Origin of the sequence: Ureibacillus galli (assembly GCF_014836845.1) — a bacterium.
GTDB lineage: Bacteria > Bacillota > Bacilli > Bacillales_A > Planococcaceae > Ureibacillus > Ureibacillus galli.
Genome location: NZ_JACSQA010000002.1, coordinates 143,188 through 167,206 on the forward strand (window position 1 = coordinate 143,188; position 24,019 = coordinate 167,206).

Here is a 24,019-nt window from a genome sequence, read left to right on the forward strand (position 1 = left end):
TTTTCTTCATGTTAGCGCTATCATTTTTTCCTAAATCTAACAAACGTAAAGATAGTGTAATTCATTCCCTTACGTCTCTCAATGTAACTTTTCATTTACCTTAAAAAATTACTACATTCATCTTAAAATCTTTTATTATTTTTAAACATGTAATAGCTTAAAATATCAGTGAAATACATTTCTCCTATTTAATTCAGATCAGCTCTTTACTCCAAACAAATTTCTACACCATCTTTAGAATGTGGATAGCTCCAATGAAAGCATTAGATATTATTTGAACCATCCAAGGTATTAAAAATTTATTCTGATTAAAGGGGATGTAACATGACGTACTTATTATGGCCAGAAGAAAGGTTAGAAAATAGCGAAGATGTCCCCATCCTTACTCCTTATCTAGTTGGGAACTCCGTGGGGCGTGGCGCTGTTATCATTTGTCCCGGTGGAAGCTATCAACGCCGTGCATATCACGAGGGAGAACCCGTTGCAAAATGGTTAAATTCTCTAGGAATCTCCGCCTTTGTACTAGACTATCGAGTAGCCCCATATAAACACCCCATTCCATTAGCAGATGTCCAACGTGCCATACGATTTGTACGTTTTCATGCTCAAGATTGGAATATCGATAAACAAAAAATTGCTATTTTGGGGTTTTCTGCTGGAGGACATTTAGCTGCTTCAGCCTCAACACTATCCGACTTCCATGCTTACAAAACAAGTGATGAAGTGGATAAGGAAAGTAGCAAGCCTGACTTCGCAATTCTTTGTTATCCGGTGATTTCTTTTTTAGAACACTATCATGAAGGATCTCTACATAACCTATTAGGGGAAAATCCTTCTCATGAGCTTCGAGCAAAACTATCTCACGAGTTGAACGTTTCCACTCATACACCGCCGACATTTTTATGGCATACAGCAGACGATATGACTGTTCCTGTAGAAAATAGTCTTTTATATGCTAAAGCGTTATCAAAATGGAATATCCCTTATGAAATGCATCTATTCCCAAACGGACGTCATGGATTGGGCCTCGCAGAAAATGACGAAGTCGTTGGACAATGGACAAACTTATGTGAAAACTGGCTTGCAAGGCAAGGTTTTTAAGTGTCTACGATTGTCGAGGAGTCTTCCCTACTCTGTGAATGTAATTGAATGTGGGAAAATTAATAAGGGGCTGACTCAAGTGATTTGATTGATCACTTTTGGGTCAGCCCCTTTGTTTATTTTGAGAAGTTTTGTAGGTTTGTTCTTGACGTAATACAAGCCTACAAGTGAAATGACAATGCTTTATCTTTTACAGAGGACTTACTCCTTGCCCAGTCTCTCTTTTATCGATTGTTAAATGCAGCTCCAACAAACTCACGGAATAATGGCTGTGGACGTTGCGGACGAGAAATAAATTCCGGGTGGAATTGACATGCTAGGAAGAATTTTTTCTCTGGTAATTCAATAATTTCAACTAATTTATTATCAGGACTTGTCCCTGAGAATACAAGACCTTCTGCTTCCATTGCTTCACGGAATTCATTATTAAATTCATAACGATGACGGTGACGCTCATAAACAAGCTCGTCGTTATAAGCAGCCATAGCTCGTGAACCTTCTTTTAATTTACAAGGATATAAACCTAAGCGTAATGTACCACCTAAGTCAATGTCGTCACTTTGATCTGGTAAGAAGTCGATAATTGGATATGGTGTCTCTTTATTAAGCTCAGTGGAATGGGCACCTTCTAATCCAAGTACGTTACGTGCAAACTCAATTGTTGCTAATTGCATACCTAAACATATACCTAAGAATGGTACATCATTTTCACGAGCGTATTGAATTGCAGAGATTTTCCCTTCAATACCACGATCACCAAATCCACCTGGTACTAAAATTCCATCAGCATCTTTTAATAACTCATGAACATTATCAGCGTTCACATGTTCAGCATTAATCCAATCTACTTCGATTTCAGAGTCATAAACATAACCTGCATGTTTTAAAGCCTCTACAACCGAAATATATGCATCTTGCAGTTCTACATACTTCCCTACAAGGGCAATGCGTGTTTTATTTGATAGACTTTTCACTTTACTTACAAGTTCTTTCCAATCAGCCATATTAGCTTCAGGTGCTTCAATACCAAAATGTTCAAGAACGATATCATCAAAATCTTGTGCATGTAGGTTCAGTGGGATATCGTATAAAGTTTCTGCATCACGGGATTCAATAATGTCTCGAGAAGTAACATCACAGAATAGTGCTAATTTGTCTTTCATTTCATCTGATACTGGCTGTTCAGTACGAACAACAATAATATTTGGTTGAATACCTAAAGAACGTAATTCTTTTACAGAGTGTTGTGTAGGTTTAGTTTTCAATTCACCAGCCGCTGCAATATACGGAATTAGCGTACAATGAATATACATCACATTGTTATGACCAAGGTCAGATTTCATTTGGCGAATTGCTTCAAGGAATGGAAGAGATTCGATGTCCCCTACTGTTCCACCTACTTCTGTAATTACGATATCAGCACTTGTTTCTCTTCCTGCACGTTGAATTCGGTCTTTAATTTCATTCGTTACATGCGGAATAACTTGTACGGTTTTACCGTTATAATCACCACGACGTTCTTTCGCAAGAACGGATTGATAAACTCGACCAGAAGTTACGGTTGAATGTTTACCTAAATTAATATCGATAAAGCGCTCATAGTGACCTAAGTCTAAATCAGCTTCAGCGCCATCATCTGTTACAAATACTTCACCATGTTGGTAAGGACTCATTGTACCTGGATCAATATTTAAATATGGATCGAATTTTTGGATTGTTACTTGTAATCCACGGTTCTTTAATAAACGCCCTAATGATGATGCGACTATCCCTTTACCTAGGGAAGAAACAACCCCACCTGTTACAAAAATATACTTTGTCATTGCAAAATCCTCCTCATTACTTCAATGCAGTTTATAAATAAGGCTTGAGAACTTGTATTCAGTGTATACATAATCATTCATTCCTAAATAAAAAATTTAAACTGAAAAATATTTAGTCCAATTTGATTCGTATACTTGTTTACTTAACCATACTATGGAAAGTTCAATAAGCCGATATTTGGAGAGTTTCCCGTACTTTCTAATTGGAAAAAACAAAAAAACGCTCCACCTGCAATGGTTTGCAGGGGGAGCGTGTCATTTATCACGGTCAATCTCCATTTTTAATGGAGCCCAAGTAAAAGATTATATGGAACGATTAAAGAAGTCAAGACCTTTAAACTAAAAGAGAAAAATTAGAAAATTTATTTTTCTTCTTCTTCGTCGTCGATGTCATCTTCAACTTCATCATCAATGATAAACCCATCTTCTTCATCAATGATCTCATCATCGATATCCGCATCAACATCTACTTCGTCAATGCTATCGATTTCTTCTTCAACGAAATCTAAATCTTCTTCCTCGTCTTCGTCCACTTCATCATCAACGAATTCTTCGAAGTCTTCCTCAAAGACTAAATCATCTTCATCAACAATTAAGTCTTCTTCTTCTTCATCAATAACTGCTTTCGATTTACGTTTACGAGCTTTAACAGTTGGTGCTGTTTCCTCTTCAATCGTTTCGACTTTATACCACTCACGAAGACCCCATGCATTTTCATGGTTTAAAAGGAAACGGCCATCGATATTCATATCTGTATAGAATTGTACTAGTCTATTTTGAATTTCTTCATCCGATAAACCATTTAAATTTTGGATTTCTTTTAGTAAATCTGCAAATACGATCGGTGTTTTACTCTCTTCTAAAATTGCATAAGCTAAGTCAATTAACGATTCTTCTGCTAATTGTTCTTTTGTCATTTCACGAATATCCAACCCGTGCACGTCCTTTCTATTCATAATGCAATCAATTGCGCCTCATCTTCACTGCATTCAAATTTACGATTATTTATGGAAAATATTCTTATTTTGTTAAAATCACAAATAAAGAACATTTTCAAAACGGTAACCGTAATACAATGAGAGACGGTATCTTTGTTCATCCTCTTAAAAATAAACTTTATATTTATCTTTATATCATAACGAAGAGTATTTTACTGAACAAAGATTATACATATCTTAAGCATAATATCCATTATATACAAAGTGTTATACACTATGCTAGTTTCATTTACTGTTTTTTATTTTATATATTTCTCGAATACCTAAATAAAACAGTACACCTGATAAAACAAGAAGTGGAATAGACCCTAACTGCTTATTGTACAAAAAGAAAGTTGCAATGAGACAGCCTAATATTATTATGTAATGTAAATATTGTTTAATCAATTGCAACCCTTCCTTTCTGTCCCATTCATTATAGCTAAATTTGAAAATTTTGTGCAGTTATTACTACCATTTTTTATGGGAAATTTCCTTATCTAAACCATTTTAAGAAAATTTATGATAAAAGAAGTCTTTTTGCACTAAAAACTAGCTTAAAATAGGAAAAAAATAATTCTACTTACCTAAAAATAGCGCTTGCATGATAAACCTTTCTCGCAAGCGCCGATACATTATTCCTACATATTTCTTCTATATTGTCCCCCAACTTCATAAAGAGCTTTCGTTATTTGCCCTAGACTAGCTACCCGAACTGTTTCCATCAATTGCTCGAAAATATTTCCGCCGGATAAAGCAGTTTCTTTTAATTTATTTAACGATATTTCACATTCTTCTTTATGTCGTTCTTGGAAACTTTGTAAATTTTTAATTTGTAATTGTTTTTCTTCCTTCGATGCCCGTGCAATTTCCATACTATCAATCTCTTCAGCAGATGGAGGATTAGGGTTTAAATAAGTATTTACACCAACAATTGGTAGTTCTCCGGAATGTTTAAGATGTTCATAATACATTGACTCCTCTTGTATTTTGCCCCGTTGGTATTGGGTCTCCATCGCACCGAGAACGCCACCACGATCATTGATTCGTTCAAATTCTTCTAAAACGGCTTGCTCTACTAAATCCGTTAACTCTTCTATAATAAATGCCCCTTGTAAAGGATTTTCGTTTTTGGATAAGCCATGTTCTTTTGTAATAATCATTTGAATAGCCATTGCTCTGCGTACTGATTCTTCAGTAGGCGTTGTAATCGCCTCATCATAGGCATTTGTATGAAGGGAATTACAATTATCTTGAAGGGCCATTAATGCTTGTAACGTTGTTCGAATATCATTAAAATCGATTTCCTGAGCATGCAAAGACCGTCCAGACGTTTGAACATGATATTTCAATTTTTGAGATCGTTCATTTGCACCATATTTATCGCGCATAACAATTGCCCATATTCGCCGAGCTACTCGACCAATAACCGTATATTCAGGGTCTAATCCATTGGAGAAGAAGAATGATAGATTAGGTGCAAAGTCGTCAATGTTCATTCCTCGACTTAAATAATATTCCACGTACGTAAAGCCATTAGCTAATGTAAAAGCAAGCTGAGAAATTGGGTTTGCCCCAGCTTCAGCGATGTGATAACCCGATATGGAAACGGAATAATAATTACGTACTTTGTGGTCAATAAAGTACTGCTGAATATCTCCCATCATACGTAAAGCAAACTCCGTTGAGAAAATACATGTATTTTGACCTTGGTCTTCTTTTAAAATATCTGCTTGCACCGTTCCACGTACTACTTGCAACGTTTTTTCCCGTACTTCAGTAAATTCTTCTAAAGTTAATGGTCGACCTAATTCTCCTTCTTTTCTTTGAACTTGTTGGTCTATTGCGGTATTCATAAACATTGCTAAAATGATAGGTGCAGGACCGTTAATAGTCATAGAAACTGAAGTGGATGGTGCACATAAATCAAAGCCATCATATAATTTTTTCATATCATCTAATGTACAGATACTAACGCCAGATTCTCCTACTTTTCCGTATATATCTGGTCGATAATCGGGATCTTCCCCGTATAAAGTTACGGAGTCAAATGCAGTAGAAAGACGTTTTGCATCGTCATCTTTAGATAAATAATGGAACCTTTTATTTGTACGTTCTGGAGTACCTTCTCCTGCAAACTGACGTTTTGGATCTTCCCCTTGTCTTTTAAACGGAAATACACCAGCTGTATAAGGAAATGCTCCTGGTACATTTTCAGCATATACCCAACGTAAAATTTCACCATAATCTTTGAATTTAGGTAAAGCTACCTTCGGAATTTTTGTTCCAGATAAGGATGTTGTTTTAAGTAAAGTACGAATTTCTTTATCACGTATTTTTGTGACTAATTCATCACCTGAATAATCTTCTTTTAGTTTCTCCCAATTTAAAAGAATTTGTTTCGACTCAGCAGACAATTCATTTCTAACCCCTTCTGCTAAAGATTGAAGGGAGGAAATAAGGACATCTTCCGGTGAGCTTTCTTTCAATTGAGCAATTGCGCCTTCTAGTTGATAGAGTTTTCTTCCTAATTCTACTTGATGGGCAGCTTGTTTGTGGTAATTACGAACTGTATCTACTATTTCTCTTAAGTAATAACGTCGGTCGTTTGGAATAATCACATCTTGTTTTTGTGTTTTAATAAACTGCTCATATGACGTTTTCCAATTGTATCCACATTTTTCATTTATTTTAGATACAAGGGCAGCAAACAATGAATTTGTCCCTTTATCATTAAATTGACTTGCAATCGTGCCGTATACTGGCATTTTATCTAAGTCCAATGACCATAGTTCATGGGAACGTTGATATTGTTTTTGTACTTGTCGTAATGCATCTTCAGAGCCTTTCCGCTCAAACTTATTAATAACGATTAAGTCAGCATAATCGATCATATCAATTTTTTCTAATTGGGACGGGGCACCGAATTCGCTTGTCATGACGTACATCGATAGGTCTGTATATTTTGTAATCTCAGCATCCCCTTGACCTATACCGCTCGTTTCAACAATGATAAGATCATATCCAGCCGCTTTTACGATATCTAAAACATCTCCAATTGCGTTAGAAAGCTCTGTTCGTGAACCACGAGTTGCCAAACTTCTCATATAAACGCGATTATCAAAAATTGCATTCATTCGAATACGGTCACCGAGTAAAGCACCACCTGTTTTTTGCTTAGTTGGGTCTACTGAAATAATGGCAACCTTTTTTTCTGGAAATTCTCGTAAAAATCGTCGAATCAATTCATCAGTTAAAGATGATTTCCCTGCTCCACCAGTACCAGTAATCCCTAAAACAGGTGTCTTTTTTGATTTTTTCCTTGCTTCATTAATTAATTGAACCGTTTGCCCATCTCCCCCAATTTCAGCAGCTGTAATTAAATTCGCTAAAATTTCTGGTGTATTGGTTGAGAGTTTATCGAGCAATTCGACATAGTTATCTTTCAAAGTAGAGAAATCGGCACCTTCTAATTGTTTATTAATCATACCTTGTAAACCAAGCTGCATCCCATCCTCAGGTGAAAAGATACCTGCGATTCCATATTCATGGAGTTCTTTTATTTCACGAGGTAAAATTACCCCTCCGCCACCGCCATAAATTTTAATATGCGGGGCACCTTTCTCCCTTAATAAATCATACATATATTTAAAGTATTCCATATGTCCACCTTGATAAGAAGATACCGCTATCGCTTGAGCATCTTCTTGAATCGCTGCATTGACAACCTCTTCCACCGAGCGATTATGTCCAAGATGGATTACTTCGGCTCCGCTTGCTTGTAGAATTCTTCGCATAATATTTACCGATACATCGTGACCATCAAATAAACTAGAAGCTGTCACAAATCGAATATGATGTTTCGGACGATAAACTCCCGGTTTTTGTGTCGGATGAACTTGTTCAACATTTACCATACGTTTTTCCCCTTTCAAAACGTGTATATATAAAGGTCTATTCCTTTGTGTAAAATGTTCCCCTTTGTTTTAAAACATCGAATGAAAACAACACCGCTTAGCGGTAACGCGTAACCGTAGCTATTAGCGGTGTTTAATTTGACTTTTCATCATATAAAATTCCCGATAAACACATTTTCGTTTGGGCAATTGTATAGTCATTAATTGTAAAATGTTTCTGTAAAGCCCATTTACGAAATGCCCACGCTTGCCCTTGAACTACAATATGATTGGCTGCTAAATAAATATCATTATCGGTTATCATCATTTTTCCTGATTGCACACAATTTTTTAATATTCTTTCAAACAACGAAACCATTTCTAATTCTTTATTGAGCACGTAAACTTGTGCATTTTTCGGTAATGTTTTTGTTTCCTGATACATAATGGTAAATTCATCTACCATACTATCAATCAATAAAAAATACTGTTTAATTGCTTCTTTAAGTTCTTCAATTGTTCCAGAGCTTGTAGAAATTTGTGATAGCCGTTGCGTCACTTGATTATAAATGTCATCACATACTAAATAGAGCACGTCCTCCTTTGTACGTATATATTCGTACAATGTCCCTATGCTAAATCCGGCAGCTTTAGCAATTTCCCTTGTGGTCGCCCGATGAAAGCCCTTTTCTTTAAATAATTTCAGAGCTGCATTTACAATTTGTCTTCGGCGCATTTCAATTAGACTTTCATCTTTTACAGATGATTTGACTAAAATTTTCTCGCTCTTTTCCGTCATCGATTATTTCGTAAGCATACGAGAGATTACTAATCGTTGAATCTCTTGTGTCCCTTCATATATTTGTGTAATTTTTGCATCACGCATATATCGCTCAACCGGATATTCTTTTGTATAACCATAACCACCAAAAATTTGTACCGCATCTGTAGTGACAGACATTGCAGTATCACCTGCCATTAATTTTGCCATTGCCGATGCTTTACCATAAGGAAGATTGTTAGATTCTAACCACGCTGCTTGATAAGTTAATAGTCTTGAAGCTTCCACCGCTGTTGCCATGTCTGCTAATTTAAAAGATACCCCTTGATTCGCAGCAATTGGCTTACCAAATTGGACACGCTCTTTTGCGTAATCTGTCGCCGCATCTAATGCACCTTGCGCTATGCCGACAGCTTGTGCTGCGATCCCATTACGTCCACCGTCTAGCGTTTTCATAGCGATTACAAAGCCTTCCCCTTCTTGACCAAGTAAGTTTTCTTTTGGCACTCGACATTGATCAAAAACAATTTCAGTTGTCGGTGATGAACGAATTCCCAATTTCTTTTCTTTTTTCCCAACAGAAAATCCAGGGAAACTCGACTCTACAATAAATGCACTTGTTCCTTTATGCTTTGATTCAGGATCAGTTACCGCAAAAACAACATAAGTATCAGCAATTCCACCATTTGTAATAAATATTTTAGAACCGTTTAATACATATTCGTCTCCTTCTCGTTTAGCAGTTGTTTTCATCCCTCCTGCATCACTGCCAGAGCCTGCTTCAGTTAAACAATAAGCGCCAATTTTTTTTCCTTCTGCCATTGGACGGAGGTACTTTTGTTTTTGTTCTTCACTACCAAATTTATATATTGGCCAGCCTGCTAATGACGTATGGGCTGATAACGTTACACCAGTGGATGCGCAAACTCTGGATAATTCCTCAACAGCAATACAATACGCTAAGTAGTCAAAGCCGGCTCCACCATATTGTTCTGGCCATGGAATGCCTGTTAAACCGAGTTCGGCCATCTTATCCCAAATTTCACGATCAAAACGTTCTTCTTCATCCCGCTCTGCAGCAGATGGTGCAACTTCGTTTATAGCAAATTCCCGTATCATTTGTCTCAATTGTTCATGCTCTTCTGATAATTGAAAGTTCATTTTGTCATTTCCCCCATTAACTTTTCATTGTTCTCATTTAGTAAATTTACCCTTTGTGTTTTATAACTGTTTACTGATAACAATTTTTTGTATTTCACTTGTGCCTTCATAAATTTCGGTTACTTTAGCATCTCTAAAATATCTTTCTACTGGATAATCCTTAGTAAATCCATAACCTCCAAATATTTGTACCGCTTCCGTAGCAACTTGAACAGCCGTTCTTGAAGCAAACAATTTCGCCATAGAAGCTTCTTTACCACAAGGTAATCCTAAGGAATGAAGATTGGCAGCTTTGAAAGTCAATAATTTTGCCGCCTCTACTGCTGTTGCCATGTCAGCTAATTTGAAACTTACCCCTTGATTTGAAACAATCGGCTTTCCAAATTGGATCCGTTCTTTTGCGTAATTCGTAGCAGCGTTCAATGCGGCTTCTGCAATACCTAAACTTTGTGCAGAAATTCCAATTCTCCCCGCATTTAAATTCGCAATGGCAATTTTAAAGCCTTCATTTTCAACCCCTAATAGGTTTTCTGCTGGTACTTTCATATTTTCAAAGGTTAATTGAACTGTTTTAGAACCGTGAAGACCCATCTTTTTCTCATTTTTTCCAACATTAAAACCAGGTGTATCCTTTTCGACGATAAAAGCTGAAATCCCTCGGGAACCTTTTTCCGGGTTTGTGGATGCAAACACAATATAAACCTCTGCCTCTCCACCATTCGTAATAAATACTTTGGATCCATTTAATACATAATGATCATCTTGTCTAATGGCTTTTGTTTTTAATGCTCCAGCGTCTGAACCTGCTTCAGGTTCAGTTAAACAAAAAGCACCTAAATATTCTCCCCTTGCTAATTTAGGAACATATTTTTCCTTTTGCTCCTCTGTACCAAAATAAAGAATAGGGTTCGTACCTACAGAAGTATGAACAGAAAGTATAACCCCTACAACAGCACTTATTTTAGAGATTTCATTAATTGCTAGAATGTAAGAAGTAAAGTCCATCCCTGCACCACCATACTTATTTGGTACAGTTATCCCCATTAGACCTAACTCTCCCATTTTTTTTAGAATCTCCCTCGGAAATTCCCCCTGCTCCATTTTTTCTACGAATGGCGCAATTTCAGTTTCCGCAAATTGACGAACCATATCGCGCAACATGATTTGTTCTTCATTAAAGTTAAGATTCATGATGTCCTCCTCAATCTTCATAAACATAGAAGCCGCGGCCTGTCTTTCTTCCTAACCAACCTGCTGCAACATATTTACGAAGAAGTGGACAAGGGCGATATTTACTATCTCCTAAACCTTCGTGTAAAATTTCCATAATATATAGACAAGTATCTAAGCCAATAAAATCTGCTAAAGTGAGAGGACCCATTGGATGATTCATTCCAAGCTTCATCACATCATCGATTGCTTCTTTAGTTGCAACCCCTTCATAAAGGGCATAAACCGCCTCATTAATCATTGGTAGCAATATACGGTTGGAAATAAAACCTGGGAAATCATTTACTTCTACCGGTGTTTTGCCAAGTTGATGAGTCATTTGCTCAACGGTTTTATATACTTCGTCTGCTGTTGCAAGACCACGGATTATTTCTACAAGTTTCATAACCGGAACAGGATTCATAAAATGCATGCCAATTACTTTTTCCGGTCTTTCCGTTACAGCAGCAATTTCTGTAATTGGTAATGAAGACGTATTTGTCGCAAAAATAGCATGTTTAGGAGCTATTGCATCAAGTTCCTTAAAAATCGTTTGTTTAATATCCATATTTTCGGTAGCTGCTTCAATAATTAAATCTGCATCAAAGGCATCCTTTAAATCTAATGACATGGTGATTCGATTTAAAATCGCTTCCTTTTCTTCTTCTGTTTTTCTACCCTTTTCGACATCCCTTGTTAAATTTTTTGCAATCACTCGAAGTCCTCGTTCAAAAAACTCTTGTTTCATATCATTAAGCTTCACTTCAAACCCTGCTTGAGCAATGACTTGGGCTATCCCCGAACCCATTTGTCCTGCACCAACAACCATCACCTTTTGAATCGTCATATATTATCCCCCATTATGTTCGAACGTTTTTTCTATATAAAATCATCATGTTATTGTTTTGGTACTTCTATCATGATGGCATCTCCTTGACCACCACCTGAACAAATTGCTGCAATACCAATACCTCCGCCACGACGTCTTAATTCATATGCTAAAGTTAAAATAATTCTCGCGCCCGATGCTCCAATTGGATGACCTAAAGCTACTGCACCACCATTAACATTGACTTTTGCTGAATCCAAACCAGCAATTTGGTTGCTCACTAATGCTACAGCAGCAAAAGCCTCGTTAATTTCAATTAAATCAATATCATCCACAGATTTTTGCGTTTTCTTTAGTAACTCTTTAATGACAATACCTGGCGTTTGAGGGAAGTCCTTTGGTTCCACTCCAACTTCTGCATGCCCTAATACATAAGCAAGAGGCTTACGACCTTCTCGATTCGCTCGATCCTCGCTCATTAACACAAGAGCACATGCCCCATCATTCACCCCAGGCGCATTTCCTGCTGTAATTGTTCCATCCTTGTCGAACGCCGGTTTCAATTTTGATAACGCTTCCATAGTTGTATCTTTTCGAGGTGCTTCATCTTCTTGAATAGTTGTTATCTCCCCTTTACGACCCTTAATTTCAATCGGGACAATCTCTTCAGCAAATTTTCCTTCTTCTATCGCTTTTATAGCTAATTGATGACTACGAACTGCCCATTCGTCTTGTACTTCACGAGAAATATCAAACGTATTCGCTGTTTCATTTCCGTAAGTGCCCATATGAACATTATTTGGATGAAATGCGCAAGAAAGTCCATCGTATACCATACCATCAACTAATTTCGCATCCCCCATTCGAAGCCCCCATCGTCCTTTTGGTAAATAGTAAGGTGCATTGGACATAGACTCCATACCACCTGCAACGATCACTTCTTCTTCTCCCAATCGAATAAGTTGATCGGCTAGTGTGACACTTCTCATCCCGGAAGCACAAACTTTATTTATTGTCTCTGTTTTCACATTGTAGGGAATTCCAGCTTTTGAGGCAGCTTGCCTTGAAGGAATTTGACCTTGCCCCCCTTGTAAAACAGTACCCATAATCACTTCTTGTACTTCATCTGGTTGAATACTTGCTTTTTGTAATGCTGATTGAATAGCTGTTCCCCCAAGATCACTTGCTGAAAGAGATGCAAGTGAACCTCCAAATTTACCAAACGGTGTTCTTGCTCCTTCTAAAATAACTGATTTACTCAAATCCCCATCCCCTTTGTTTTGAATAAAAGTTTATAATCGTTCAGCTTTTGAGCTAACTTTATCAATTTAGTAGATTAAGAATCTCTAATTGACTGAACGCTCGCTCAATTTATTTTTAATAAAAAAGGGAGTCATTTAGAACTCCCCTTTTCATCTTTAACTTTATTTTACAGAATACGAATTAATTATTCAATTTCAACTTTTCTAAAATTAATATATTTCCTTAAAAATATCGTTAAATTCTTAGAAAAAACACGAATTTTGTTCGTTAATATCAGAAGGAGCCAATTGTAATCGACTACTATTTATCGCTTTTCATCGATGCATTCAGTTACTTAGCCACTGACTCTAATTCCTCCTGGTTATTTACAAAAACCTCTAAATTCTTCTCACCAAATACAGAGCGTTCTAAAAGTTCAGCGATATCATAAGTACCGACTGTTTCTTCCACTTCTTTTGCCTTCGTACCATCAGAAAGCATTGTTAAACAGTAAGGACAGCCAGAAGAAATAATGGAAGCACTTGTAGCTAATGCTTGTTCCGTGCGAGCAACATTAATACGGTTACCGACGTGCTCTTCCATCCACATTAAACCACCACCAGCTCCACAACACATTGCGGTTTCACGGTTACGTTCCATTTCAACTAAGTTTACTCCAGGAATCGCTTTTAAAATTTCCCTTGGTGCGTCATAAACGTCATTGTAACGACCTAAATAACACGAATCATGGAATACAATTGTTTCATCAACTCGATGGTTTAAAGTTAGTTTCCCTTGCTCAACTAAATCATATAACAGTTCTGTATGGTGGTAGACTTCCCCTTCCCATCCGAAATCTTTATATTCATTTTTAAAGATATTGTAAGCATGAGGATCAATGGTAACAATTTTCTTCACTTCATTTTTCTCAAACTCTTCAATATTAGCCGTCGCAAGTTCTTGGAATAAAAATTCATTTCCTAATCGGCGAGGTGTATCACCGGAGTTTTTCTCCTTATTCCCTAAAATTGCAAATTTCACGCCTGCTTCATTCATTAATCGGGCAAAGGATAAAGCAATTTTTTGTGATCGGCTATCAAAGGATCCCATCGAACCGACCCAGAATAAATATTCAAAACCTTCTCCTGATTTTTTTGCTTCCTTAACAGTCGGAATATGAATAGATGAATCAAGATCACGCCAGTTTTCTTTTTCTTTACGATTAAGACCCCAAGGATTTCCTTGTCGTTCGATATTGTTCATCGCACGTTGAGCATCGGAATTAACTTTCCCTTCTGTCATCGTTAAATAACGACGAAGGTCAATGATTTTATCGACGTGCTCATTCATAACCGGACACTGGTCTTCACAGTTACGACATGTTGTACAAGCCCAAATTTCTTCTTCTGTAATCACATCCCCGATTAATGAAGGACTGTAAATATCATCAATAATTGCACCTTCTGCCCCTGCAGCCATTGCAAGTTGATTACCCTTTGAGTTATTAAAGGCAAAGGCAGGAACCCAAGGTTTTTGTTTTGTTGTAACAGCACCTGTAAAAGTTAAATGATCACGTAACTTCACGATCAAATCCATCGGAGATAGCATTTTTCCCGTCCCCGTTGCAGGACACATGTTCGTACAACGACCACATTCTACACATGCATATAAATCAATTAATTGTTTTTGAGTAAAGTCTGTAATTTTACCAACACCAAAGGATGGCATTTCTTCTTCATCTTCCGCCTCTTCCATCGCATCGAAATTAATCGGACGAAGGGTACCAGCACGGTCTAATCTGTGGAAGTAAACGTTTACAGGACCAGAGATAAGATGGAAATGTTTTGATTGAGGAACATACACTAAGAATGTTAATAAAATTAGTAAGTGTACCCACCACATAACATAAAATCCTACTGCTGCAGCTTCAGCCGGTAAGAAACTAAATATCGCAGCAATTCCTGATGCAATCGGTTCACTGCCCGTAAAACCATGATTATGCCAAATAATCCCCATAGCGTTTCCAATTAAAGTGGAAACCATTAATCCACCGATAAAAATTAATACTAGTCCATTTTTCCAACCTCGTTTTAGACGAACGAGCTTTTCGATATAACGACGATAAAACGCTCCAAACACTGCTACTAAAATGACCGCAGCTACAATTTCTTCAAAAAGTGTAAACACTTGATATAGTTGTCCTAAAGGAAGGTGTGATCCTGGTGCTAAACCTTTCCAAATAAAATCAATCGCACCTAATTGAACAAGAAGGAATCCATAGAAAAATAGAACATGGATAAATCCGCTTTTTTTATCTTTTAATAATTTAGATTGTCCAAATACATTGACCCAAATTTTTTCGAGCCGCATCATGACATTTTCATTAAATTCTTCTTTCTTTCCAAGCTTTACAAACTCATATCGTGTTTTTAACAGGTAAACAAACAATCCTACTGCGTATAACACGACCGCAATAAATAACACCCAGTTTGCGATTAATAATGCATTCATTTCTTCTCCCCCTTATCTCTTTTTCCCCTTTGTTTCTGTTTCTATTGATTATTCCTTTCAACTGATAATTATGAATCACGTTGATTGGAAATCTCTTATTATTCTGTTTTTATTGTAAAATATGAATGAGCATTCAGTCAATGCATTGTTCGGAAATTTCTAATTATATTAAATTATTTCTTATTTATTCTTCTTTTTTCTATATACACCTTCTTTTCAAATAAAAAACAATCCTACCGAAGTAAGATTGTTTGTTTTAATTATTTAAATACATCCCCGCTCCGAATATATTCCACATCACTTACTTGTAAGCGGAAATTTACGACACGTGCCGATGCAAAGAAATAATCCGATAATCGATTTAAATACTTTTGTACAACAGTAGGAACATCTTCTTTTTCGTTCATTAACGTCACTACTCTCCGCTCTGCACGACGAGTTATTGTACGGGCAATATGAAGAGTTGCTGCTGCTGGTGTTCCTCCAGGTAATATAAATCTTTTTAACGGAGGCGCTTCATCAGATAAAGCATCTATACGCTTTTCGAGCACCTCTATAGAGGATTCTTGTAGAGTGTATTGTCGTTCCTTCATTACATTTGCTAAATCTCCACCGCAATCAAATAATTCATGCTGGATTGTTTGTAAGTCTACTATTATATCCTGAAAAATCCCTGAGTCTAATTCCGTTACTGCTTTGCCAATAAAAGAATTTAACTCATCAATTGTGCCATAAGCTTCTACACGTAAATCGTCTTTATTGACACGGCCACCCATTAAACTTGTTTTCCCTTTATCCCCTGTTTTCGTGTACAGTTTCATTGTAACTCCCCTTTTCGATAATTTTGAATCGCTTCCAACGTCGCTTCAAAAACTCCTTTTCCAATTACTTTACCAACCTCTGTAATTGGACCACCATATTGCATAAGTTCTCCCTGTTGAGTTGCAGCAATGAGTAAACTATCGGTCGGTGTCCCCGTTGCTACCGTATTAGAAATTTTATCATACACCTTTTCGTGATGCAGTGCTTTCGTTTTCGCTTCAGTTGCAGTCATCATCCCTTGAACAAATGCCTCATCGGATAGTTTTCCATTAATGACTATCCACGTATTAATCGTTCCAATATAATCGTTATGTTCCCTATCAAAAGTTCGAGATACATCCATTGCATTCCCAATTCCAGCAGTTACGATAACGAAAACATCTCCGAAAGTAGCTTCATACTGTTTTATAATTGCATTCCTCGTATCAACTGCTGTCATCATACCCACAGTATTCGTAGGAGCGAAGCCTTTTTCTATTAAATATCCTAAAAACTCTTCTTTAACTTGATCAATATTGTAATCTTGGTTGACGGTACGGTTAATAAAATTGGAATACCAACCTAATCCAGCATTATGGACTGCTGAAGATAATACCCGCAAAGGAAAATCGGATTTAAATTCAACGTATTCATCTTTTATTTTAAAATTCTTCGCTGTAATCAGTTTTTCCTTTGCTAACTCGATTAAATCAGGTAATATCGTCATTTGTGGTTTTGGTTGTTCTGGATGGGCTTGCATTGAAATTCTTGCATTATATACATCCATAATTCGATCATCAATTAATACCTCATGGGGTACACCATTCGCCCTTACTTTCCCGTCCTCCATGAGCAAGATTTCATCACAGTATAATGAAGCTAAGTTAATATCATGAAAAACAGAAACAACGGTTAAGTCATGTTCTGTTACTTCTTTTCGAATCATATCTAATATTTGTTTTTGATGGGCGATATCTAAATGGTTTGTTGGTTCATCTAGCAGTAGCAAATTTGAACTTTGGGCTAAAGCTTGCGCGATAAATACCCTTTGTTGTTCCCCTCCCGATAAATACTCCAATTGAGCTTTTTCAAATTTCCGTACACCGGTTTGATCCATTGCTTTTACGACTGCTTGTTCATCTTCTGTTTTCCAACTTGAAAAAAAACCAGATTGATGAGGGTAACGACCTAGGGAAACAGTATCCCGAACCGTATTTGAAAAAGCAGTTGCATGTAATTGTGGTAACACAGTCATTTTTTTAGCTAACTGTTTTGATGAATAGTTTTTAATTTCTTTCCCATCCACATATACCGTTCCTGTTGATGGTTTCATAATACCACTAATTACTTTTAATAAAGTTGATTTCCCACAACCATTTGGACCAAGAATACCTAACATTTTTCCTTTCTCCACTTCAAAGGAAATGTCCGCCAGTATTGGCGTTGAGCCATAACCACCTGAAACATTTTGAACCTTTAACATGTTTTCACCCCCTACTTTTTCTTTGCTTATAGAATATAAATGAAAAAACGGGTGCCCCTATAAAGGCGGTTATAACACCTATCGGTAGTTCTGAAGGGGAAATAATCGTTCGAGATACTAAATCACAAATTATGAGGAGGCTTGCTCCATTGAAAAAGGATAAAATCAATAAATGGCGGTGGTCTGCCCCCCAAAGCATTCTTGTCATATGGGGTACAACTAAACCAACAAATCCAATTGTGCCCGAAACAGCAACAGCTGCCCCAGTCAACATGGACCCCCCTGCTAATATCGCATACTTACTTTTCTTTACATTTACTCCTAAAGATTGAGCCCGTTCATCTCCATACATCATGGCGTTTAGCTCTCTTCGATTGAGCCATAAAATAATTGTTCCAATCATAACAAAGGGAATGATCATTTGAACATACGGCCATCCGCGCATCGATACACTTCCAAGAAGCCATCCCATTATCTCTCTTAATTGCTCTCCTGTAAGGGCAATCATTAAAGAAATACAAGAACCTAAAAAAGAACTAAAAATAACTCCCGTTAAAATAAGCGTTTCCATTTTCATCGTTCGATCCACAAGACGAGCAAAAGTTAAAACAAGTATCATTGTCAAAAAGGCACATATCATCCCAACAAAAGGTAGCGTATAAGTACCGATAATCGGAAGGGAAAGTCCGAAGAAAATCGTTGCCACCGCTCCAACAGATGCACCCGATGATATGCCTAATGTATAAGGATCCGCCAATGGATTTTTCAATAATCCTTGGAAAGCAGCACCTGCAATAGCTAATGACGCTCCTACTAAACCAGCTAAAATAACCCTAGGCATTCGTATACTCCATAAAATGTTATACGCACTCTCATTTGTTTCTTTATCCCACAATGTTGAAAAAGGAACTTCAGCGGTTCCAATGGATACACCTAACCAAATGCTAATTAGTAATAATCCGATAGAGGAAATGTAGGCAAAGAACAGTTTTCCTTTCACAAAGTTCCCTCATTCCTATTTTCTCTTAAACTATTAACCATAAATAATACCTTCATAATTGCTACTCCCCCCAAAACGCAAAATAAAAAAGTCCCTCTATTTGCGAGAGACTTTGAAAAATCAAAAATATACATTCTACCTTTTCCGCCTCCCCTATCCTCGTAAGGTGCTATTTAAAAGCATAAAGGCAGGTCTCCTGGCTTATGTTCATCGCAGTACCTTCCTTCCCATTACTTTGTAACAGTGGATTATAAGGCAAGCTCCCATTTACAGTTGCGGGACAGCGTCGGAATTTCACCGACTTCCCTTTTACTCTTATTACAAAATCGTAATAAGAACCTTTATGTGTCATTATGAAATTGTTCTTCCATATTATAACTTATATAAAATAATTGTATAGAAAGTTTTTAATCGAAAGGAAACACTTAATAGATTTACTTTAAGGGTACTGGGTACTCTATCCCTTTGGTTCATATAAAGCAGCTTCCGCCAATTTCTTAATGGTGATGTCATCCATCGGCGGATTATGTAGTCCAGCCCGAACATCTCGATAGTAACGTTGAAGAGGATTTGTACGTTGTAAACTTTTAGCCCCTACAACTCGCATTGCTTTATCTACTACTTGGATTGCCCCATTTGTTACGACATGTTTTGCAACATTAATAGCATTTATTAACGAAATTATTTTCTCTTCCTTTAAACTATCGCCCTCTTTTTCATTCGCCTTGTAGTCAACATAACTTTGGGCGGCTCCATATAAAGTAAAGCGTGCCTTCGCTAGTTCTAATTCAATTTCACCTAGTAAAGATTGGACATTAGGTAAATTTGCAATCGTTCCGTTTATACTGTTGGGAGAATGAGTATTGGCAAACTGAAGTGCGCAATCCCTAGCTGCTTGTGCTATTCCTAAATAAGTTGCTGGTATAAGAAGCAACCAGCCGTTCACCTTATGACGAGCACTATTATCCAGTAACTCAACTAAATCAGATTGGTCTACTAGGACATTATGAAGGACTAAATCATGGCTTGCCGTTCCGCGCATCGCCATCACATCCCAAGTTTCTTCAATGGAAACACCCGGGTTATCTTTTGAAATTAAAAAGAAACCGATTTGTTCCTTTTCCTCAACCCATGCAGAAGTTAAGAAATAATCTAGGGCAAAGGATCCTGTTGTATAACTTTTTCGACCATTTAAAATCCAATGCTCCCCTTCCCTTTTAGCTGATGTATTCGGTCTTCCTCCTCGAATAGGGCTACCTGTTGTCATTTCACTTACTGCTCGATTTATCATTGCACCTTTTTCTACTTCTTTCGCAAAAGCCAATAATTTTGAAGACTCCCAATGCTGATTTTCATATAACTCTCCTACCGTTAATAGAGTCCAGCCTACAGCCAAAGCAGTACTACCATCATAACTCCCTAATGTTTCTTGAAGGAGAATCGAATCATAAACATTCAATCCTTCTCCACCTAATTGTTTCGGTAGCGTTAATTTTGTATAACCAATTTGGCGTAATTGATTTATATGGTCAAGTGGGAATTGTGACTGCTCATCAATCTTTTGAGCAGCCTTTTTAAATGATCCCTCTAACGCGGCCAATTTCCCTAACCAAAAACGTTGCGTTTCCGTCTTTATAAACAATTGTTTCAAATAACCCATCTCCTAAATATCCATAATATCCGTACATGACAATAAATTTATTTTACTTTTTAAGTTTTCCCTCCGTCAATTCATAGTGTCTCGATATGAATTAAATCAAAAAACTTACCTATTCCTTAATATTTCTCATAATTTAAATGGACAAAATAAAAAACCAGTCCCTTTTGTAGAGACTGATTTTTATTTTTACATTTTTTCTGGAGCAGCTACGCCAATTAATTTTAATGCATTAGCCAATGTAACACGAACCGTGTTAATTAATGAAAGGCGTGCTTCCGTTAATTCTTTATTATCTGGATTAAGAACTTTTTCTGCATTATAGAAGCTGTGGAATGAAGCTGCTAAATCTTGAATAAAGTTCGCTATTCTATGAGGTGTACGATGTTTCGCAGCCTCCGCCACAATTTGTGGGAATGACCCAACTTTTTTCAATACCTCTTCTTCTTTTTCAGCAGTTAATAAGTTTAAGTGATCCAATGAAGCAGCAAATCCTTGTTCTTGTGCAGAACGAAGAATGGAACAAATACGAGCATGGGCATATTGAGCATAGTAAACTGGATTTTCATTCGATTGGGAAACAGCTAAATCTAAGTCAAAGTCCATATGAGAATCGCATGCAGTTTTTACAAAGTAATAACGTACTGCATCAATACCTACTTCTTCCACTAATTCCCGCATCGTTACTGCATTACCTGTACGTTTACTCATTTTATATTTTTCGCCGTTTTTATAAAGTTGAACCATTTGAATAACTTCTACTTCTAATTTTTCACGGTCATATCCAAGGGCTTGAATAGCAGCTTTCATACGTGGAATATATCCATGATGATCAGCACCCCAAATGTTAATTAGTTTCTCAAAACCACGTTGGATTTTATCTTCATGGTAAGCAATATCCGGAGTTAAATAAGTAAAAGAACCGTCAGATTTAATTAACACACGATCTTTGTCATCTCCAAAAGTTGTAGAACGGAACCAAGTAGCCCCTTCTTCTTCAAATACATGACCGTTTTCTTTTAATTTATTTAATGCCACATCAATTTTGCCATTTTTGTATAAAGAGGTTTCGGAATACCAAACGTCAAAGTTCACACGGAAGTTTGCTAAATCATTTTTCAATTTATCTAACTCAAGTTTCAAACCGTGCTCACGGAAAAATTCAAAACGTTCTTCATCGGATTTATCTAAAATAGTACGGCCGAATTCATTTACTAATTTACCCGCAATATCAATAATATCTTGTCCATGGTAACCATCTTCCGGCATTTGTGCATCCATGCCTAACGCTTGTTTATAGCGGGCTTCTAAAGAATAGGCTAAGTTGTTAATTTGGTTCCCCGCATCATTAATATAATATTCACGAGAAACATTATAACCTGCAAAATCTAAAACATTACATAATGAGTCACCAAAAGCTGCACCACGAGCATGACCTAAATGAAGATCTCCTGTTGGGTTAGCCGATACAAACTCGACCTGGATTTTTTGTCCATTACCAGTAGTAGTACGGCCATAGTTTTCGCCTTGTTCTTTTACTGCTTTAACTACATCTGCAAGAAAATCTTTACGAACTGTAATGTTGATAAACCCTGGTCCAGCAATCTCTACCTTTTCAATGTCCGTGCCTTCTGTCTCAAGATTTTCTAATAATGCCTCAGCAATTGCACGGGGTGGTTTTTTTGCTAATTTTGTTAATTGCATCGCTAAGTTAGTGGCAAAGTCACCATTTGCTTTGTCTTTAGGTGTCTCAAGATGAATGGTATATTGTGCCCCTTCTTCAACTAAGCCTGATTTTTCCACGGCTGCTTTTAATACTTCTTTAATTGACTGTTGCAATTGTTCTACTGCATTCATTTTTGTCCCTCCGAATATTGAATTTCCAACGTATATGTTCCAACGGATTGTCCGCTTATGATGAGATCATACTGAACATTAAATGTGCCACTAATCAAACTCTCTTCATGGTAGTCATGAACCAATCGATGGGTTCTAGTAATAATAGGTAAAGTCCCAAAGTGTGTATCATAATGCCCTCTCTCATCTTGATTTGCATTAAAGGGTAGCCTCATTTTCACACCACCACTGCGCAAAATAAGAGCTTGCTTATCGTCCATTTTAACCGTTGTACGAATCTTTTTTTCTTCTAATTCTTCAACATAGCGCAAATAGGTTTTACCTGACTTTTTTATAAAAGTTCCACTCAACCACATTTCATAATGTTCAGATTCTCCATCTGTCGGTAAAATGGTGGAATTTAGTTTAATTTTCACTTCTGTTTCAACTACACTCATTTCTGAGGTCAGCTCCTCGGGCTTTCATTTACTTATATAGATAACCTTTTTATTATAGGATGAATTGGTGATTTTTATCAAGATGAAACTAGTGAATATGGAAAAAAGCATGGAAAACGTCAATCGTCTCCCATGCTCGTTCAAAATCATAAGCAATTCTTATTCTTCAATTACTTTATCCAACCTAAGATCATTTCACGTAATAGTTTTGACGCTGTGTTTGCTGTCATTTCAGATGAATCATAAACAGGCGCTACCTCTACTAGGTCACAACCTACTACATTGACCTCACTACCAGCAATTGCATGAATAGAAGCTAACAATTCTTTCGATGTAATACCGCCACAATCTACCGTACCAGTTCCTGGTGCGTGGGCAGGATCTAACACATCAATATCAATCGTTACATATACGTTGCGTCCAGCTAAAGTTGGTAATATTTCTTTTAATGGCTCTAATACTTCAAATTTTGAAATGTGCATACCATTTTCTTTTGCCCATTCAAACTCTTCTTTTAAACCTGAACGAATTCCAAAGGAGTAAACATTTTTCGGACCAATTTGCTCAGCAATTTTACGAATAGGTGTCGCATGGGAATAAGGTTCTCCCTCGTAATCCGTGCGAAGATCTGTATGCGCATCAAAATGAATAATTGCCAAATCATTATACTTTTCATAGACAGCTTCCATAACAGGAAGCGATACTAGATGTTCTCCACCCATCCCAATCGGAACTTTTCCATCTGCTAATACTTTTCTTACAAATTCTTTAATCTCTTTTAAAGATTTTTCAGGGTTTCCGAAAGGTAGAGGGATGTCTCCTGCATCAAAGAACTTTACTTCATCTAATTCTCGATCCAAATATAAACTATATTCTTCTAATCCAATTGATACTTCTCGAATACGAGCTGGACCAAAACGTGAACCGGGACGGTAACTGACAGTCCAGTCCATTGGCATTCCATAAAGAACTGCTTTTGACTCCTCGTAGTTTGGATGACTTTTAATAAATACGTTTCCTGAATATGTTTCATCAAATCTCATTTATAATCACCTTCAATATTTATTTTCAATAACAAAATTGAATTTATCATATTTTGTTTAACGAATGTTAATACTAGCTTCCTATCAATTCATTTTAATGATAAACAATTTTTAGTAAACACCATTACTTGAAAATTCCGATTAACGTACTGTTCGAAACTTTATTCGACTTTTTTCGTATAAATTTTACATACAGGAAAAAAGTATAGTT

At 36.8% G+C, this 24,019-nt stretch carries 17 protein-coding genes and 1 riboswitch; of the genes, 1 reads left to right on the forward strand and 16 read right to left on the reverse strand.

The window, feature by feature from the left end; genetic code table 11:
- The first annotated feature begins 324 nt into the window (after positions 1-324).
- Positions 325-1,101: an alpha/beta hydrolase gene (locus H9636_RS02385; protein WP_191706051.1), complete on the forward strand. Its 777-nt coding sequence runs from the start codon at positions 325-327 to the stop codon at positions 1,099-1,101.
- A 224-nt stretch (positions 1,102-1,325) separates the two neighbouring features.
- On the opposite strand, the gene H9636_RS02390 is transcribed toward H9636_RS02385, so the two are convergent.
- The 16 genes from H9636_RS02390 to speB all read right to left on the reverse strand — a co-directional run bounded on the left by H9636_RS02390 (position 1,326) and on the right by speB (position 23,808).
- A complete protein-coding gene (locus tag H9636_RS02390) occupies positions 1,326-2,924 on the reverse strand; it encodes a CTP synthase (protein ID WP_191706052.1) in 1,599 nt (532 codons plus the stop codon).
- Between the two features lie 362 nt (positions 2,925-3,286).
- On the reverse strand, positions 3,287-3,856 hold the full coding sequence (gene rpoE / locus H9636_RS02395; protein ID WP_191706053.1) for a DNA-directed RNA polymerase subunit delta: 570 nt from the start codon (positions 3,854-3,856) through the stop codon (positions 3,287-3,289).
- Between the two features lie 686 nt (positions 3,857-4,542).
- The gene (gene icmF, locus H9636_RS02400; RefSeq protein ID WP_191706054.1) at positions 4,543-7,818 is read right to left on the reverse strand and encodes a fused isobutyryl-CoA mutase/GTPase IcmF; all 3,276 of its coding nucleotides are present in this window, start codon (positions 7,816-7,818) and stop codon (positions 4,543-4,545) included.
- A 133-nt stretch (positions 7,819-7,951) separates the two neighbouring features.
- On the reverse strand, positions 7,952-8,596 hold the full coding sequence (locus tag H9636_RS02405) for a TetR/AcrR family transcriptional regulator (RefSeq protein ID WP_191706055.1): 645 nt from the start codon (positions 8,594-8,596) through the stop codon (positions 7,952-7,954).
- Positions 8,597-8,599: 3 nt separating this feature from the next.
- A complete protein-coding gene (locus H9636_RS02410) occupies positions 8,600-9,739 on the reverse strand; it encodes an acyl-CoA dehydrogenase (protein WP_191706056.1) in 1,140 nt (379 codons plus the stop codon).
- A 60-nt stretch (positions 9,740-9,799) separates the two neighbouring features.
- Entirely contained in the window at positions 9,800-10,930 is a 1,131-nt protein-coding gene (locus tag H9636_RS02415) for an acyl-CoA dehydrogenase (RefSeq protein ID WP_191706057.1), read from the reverse strand.
- A 10-nt stretch (positions 10,931-10,940) separates the two neighbouring features.
- Complete coding sequence (locus tag H9636_RS02420; RefSeq protein WP_191706058.1) at positions 10,941-11,795, reverse strand: 3-hydroxybutyryl-CoA dehydrogenase; 855 nt, start codon at positions 11,793-11,795, stop codon at positions 10,941-10,943.
- Between the two features lie 50 nt (positions 11,796-11,845).
- Positions 11,846-13,039, reverse strand: coding sequence for an acetyl-CoA C-acetyltransferase (locus tag H9636_RS02425; protein ID WP_191706059.1), 1,194 nt, complete (start codon positions 13,037-13,039; stop codon positions 11,846-11,848).
- Between the two features lie 331 nt (positions 13,040-13,370).
- Positions 13,371-15,530 (reverse strand): (Fe-S)-binding protein, encoded by a 2,160-nt coding sequence (locus tag H9636_RS02430; protein ID WP_191706060.1) that lies wholly within the window; start codon positions 15,528-15,530, stop codon positions 13,371-13,373.
- Between the two features lie 260 nt (positions 15,531-15,790).
- Positions 15,791-16,351: a cob(I)yrinic acid a,c-diamide adenosyltransferase gene (locus H9636_RS02435; protein ID WP_191706061.1), complete on the reverse strand. Its 561-nt coding sequence runs from the start codon at positions 16,349-16,351 to the stop codon at positions 15,791-15,793.
- A complete protein-coding gene (locus H9636_RS02440) occupies positions 16,348-17,814 on the reverse strand; it encodes an adenosylcobinamide amidohydrolase (RefSeq protein ID WP_191706062.1) in 1,467 nt (488 codons plus the stop codon). The genes H9636_RS02435 and H9636_RS02440 overlap by 4 nt, the downstream gene beginning before the upstream one ends.
- Before the next feature lie 4 nt (positions 17,815-17,818).
- A complete protein-coding gene (locus H9636_RS02445) occupies positions 17,819-18,814 on the reverse strand; it encodes a FecCD family ABC transporter permease (RefSeq protein WP_191706063.1) in 996 nt (331 codons plus the stop codon).
- Between the two features lie 169 nt (positions 18,815-18,983).
- Positions 18,984-19,172, reverse strand: a riboswitch (cobalamin riboswitch).
- Between the two features lie 99 nt (positions 19,173-19,271).
- Positions 19,272-20,465, reverse strand: a complete 1,194-nt coding sequence (locus tag H9636_RS02450; RefSeq protein WP_191706064.1) for an acyl-CoA dehydrogenase family protein — start codon at positions 20,463-20,465, stop codon at positions 19,272-19,274.
- Between the two features lie 195 nt (positions 20,466-20,660).
- Positions 20,661-22,328 (reverse strand): arginine--tRNA ligase, encoded by a 1,668-nt coding sequence (gene argS, locus H9636_RS02455; RefSeq protein ID WP_191706065.1) that lies wholly within the window; start codon positions 22,326-22,328, stop codon positions 20,661-20,663.
- Positions 22,325-22,765, reverse strand: a complete 441-nt coding sequence (locus H9636_RS02460) for a DUF1934 domain-containing protein (RefSeq protein ID WP_191706066.1) — start codon at positions 22,763-22,765, stop codon at positions 22,325-22,327. The genes argS and H9636_RS02460 overlap by 4 nt, the downstream gene beginning before the upstream one ends.
- Before the next feature lie 170 nt (positions 22,766-22,935).
- A complete protein-coding gene (speB, locus tag H9636_RS02465; protein WP_191706067.1) occupies positions 22,936-23,808 on the reverse strand; it encodes an agmatinase in 873 nt (290 codons plus the stop codon).
- Between the last annotated feature and the right edge of the window lie 211 nt (positions 23,809-24,019).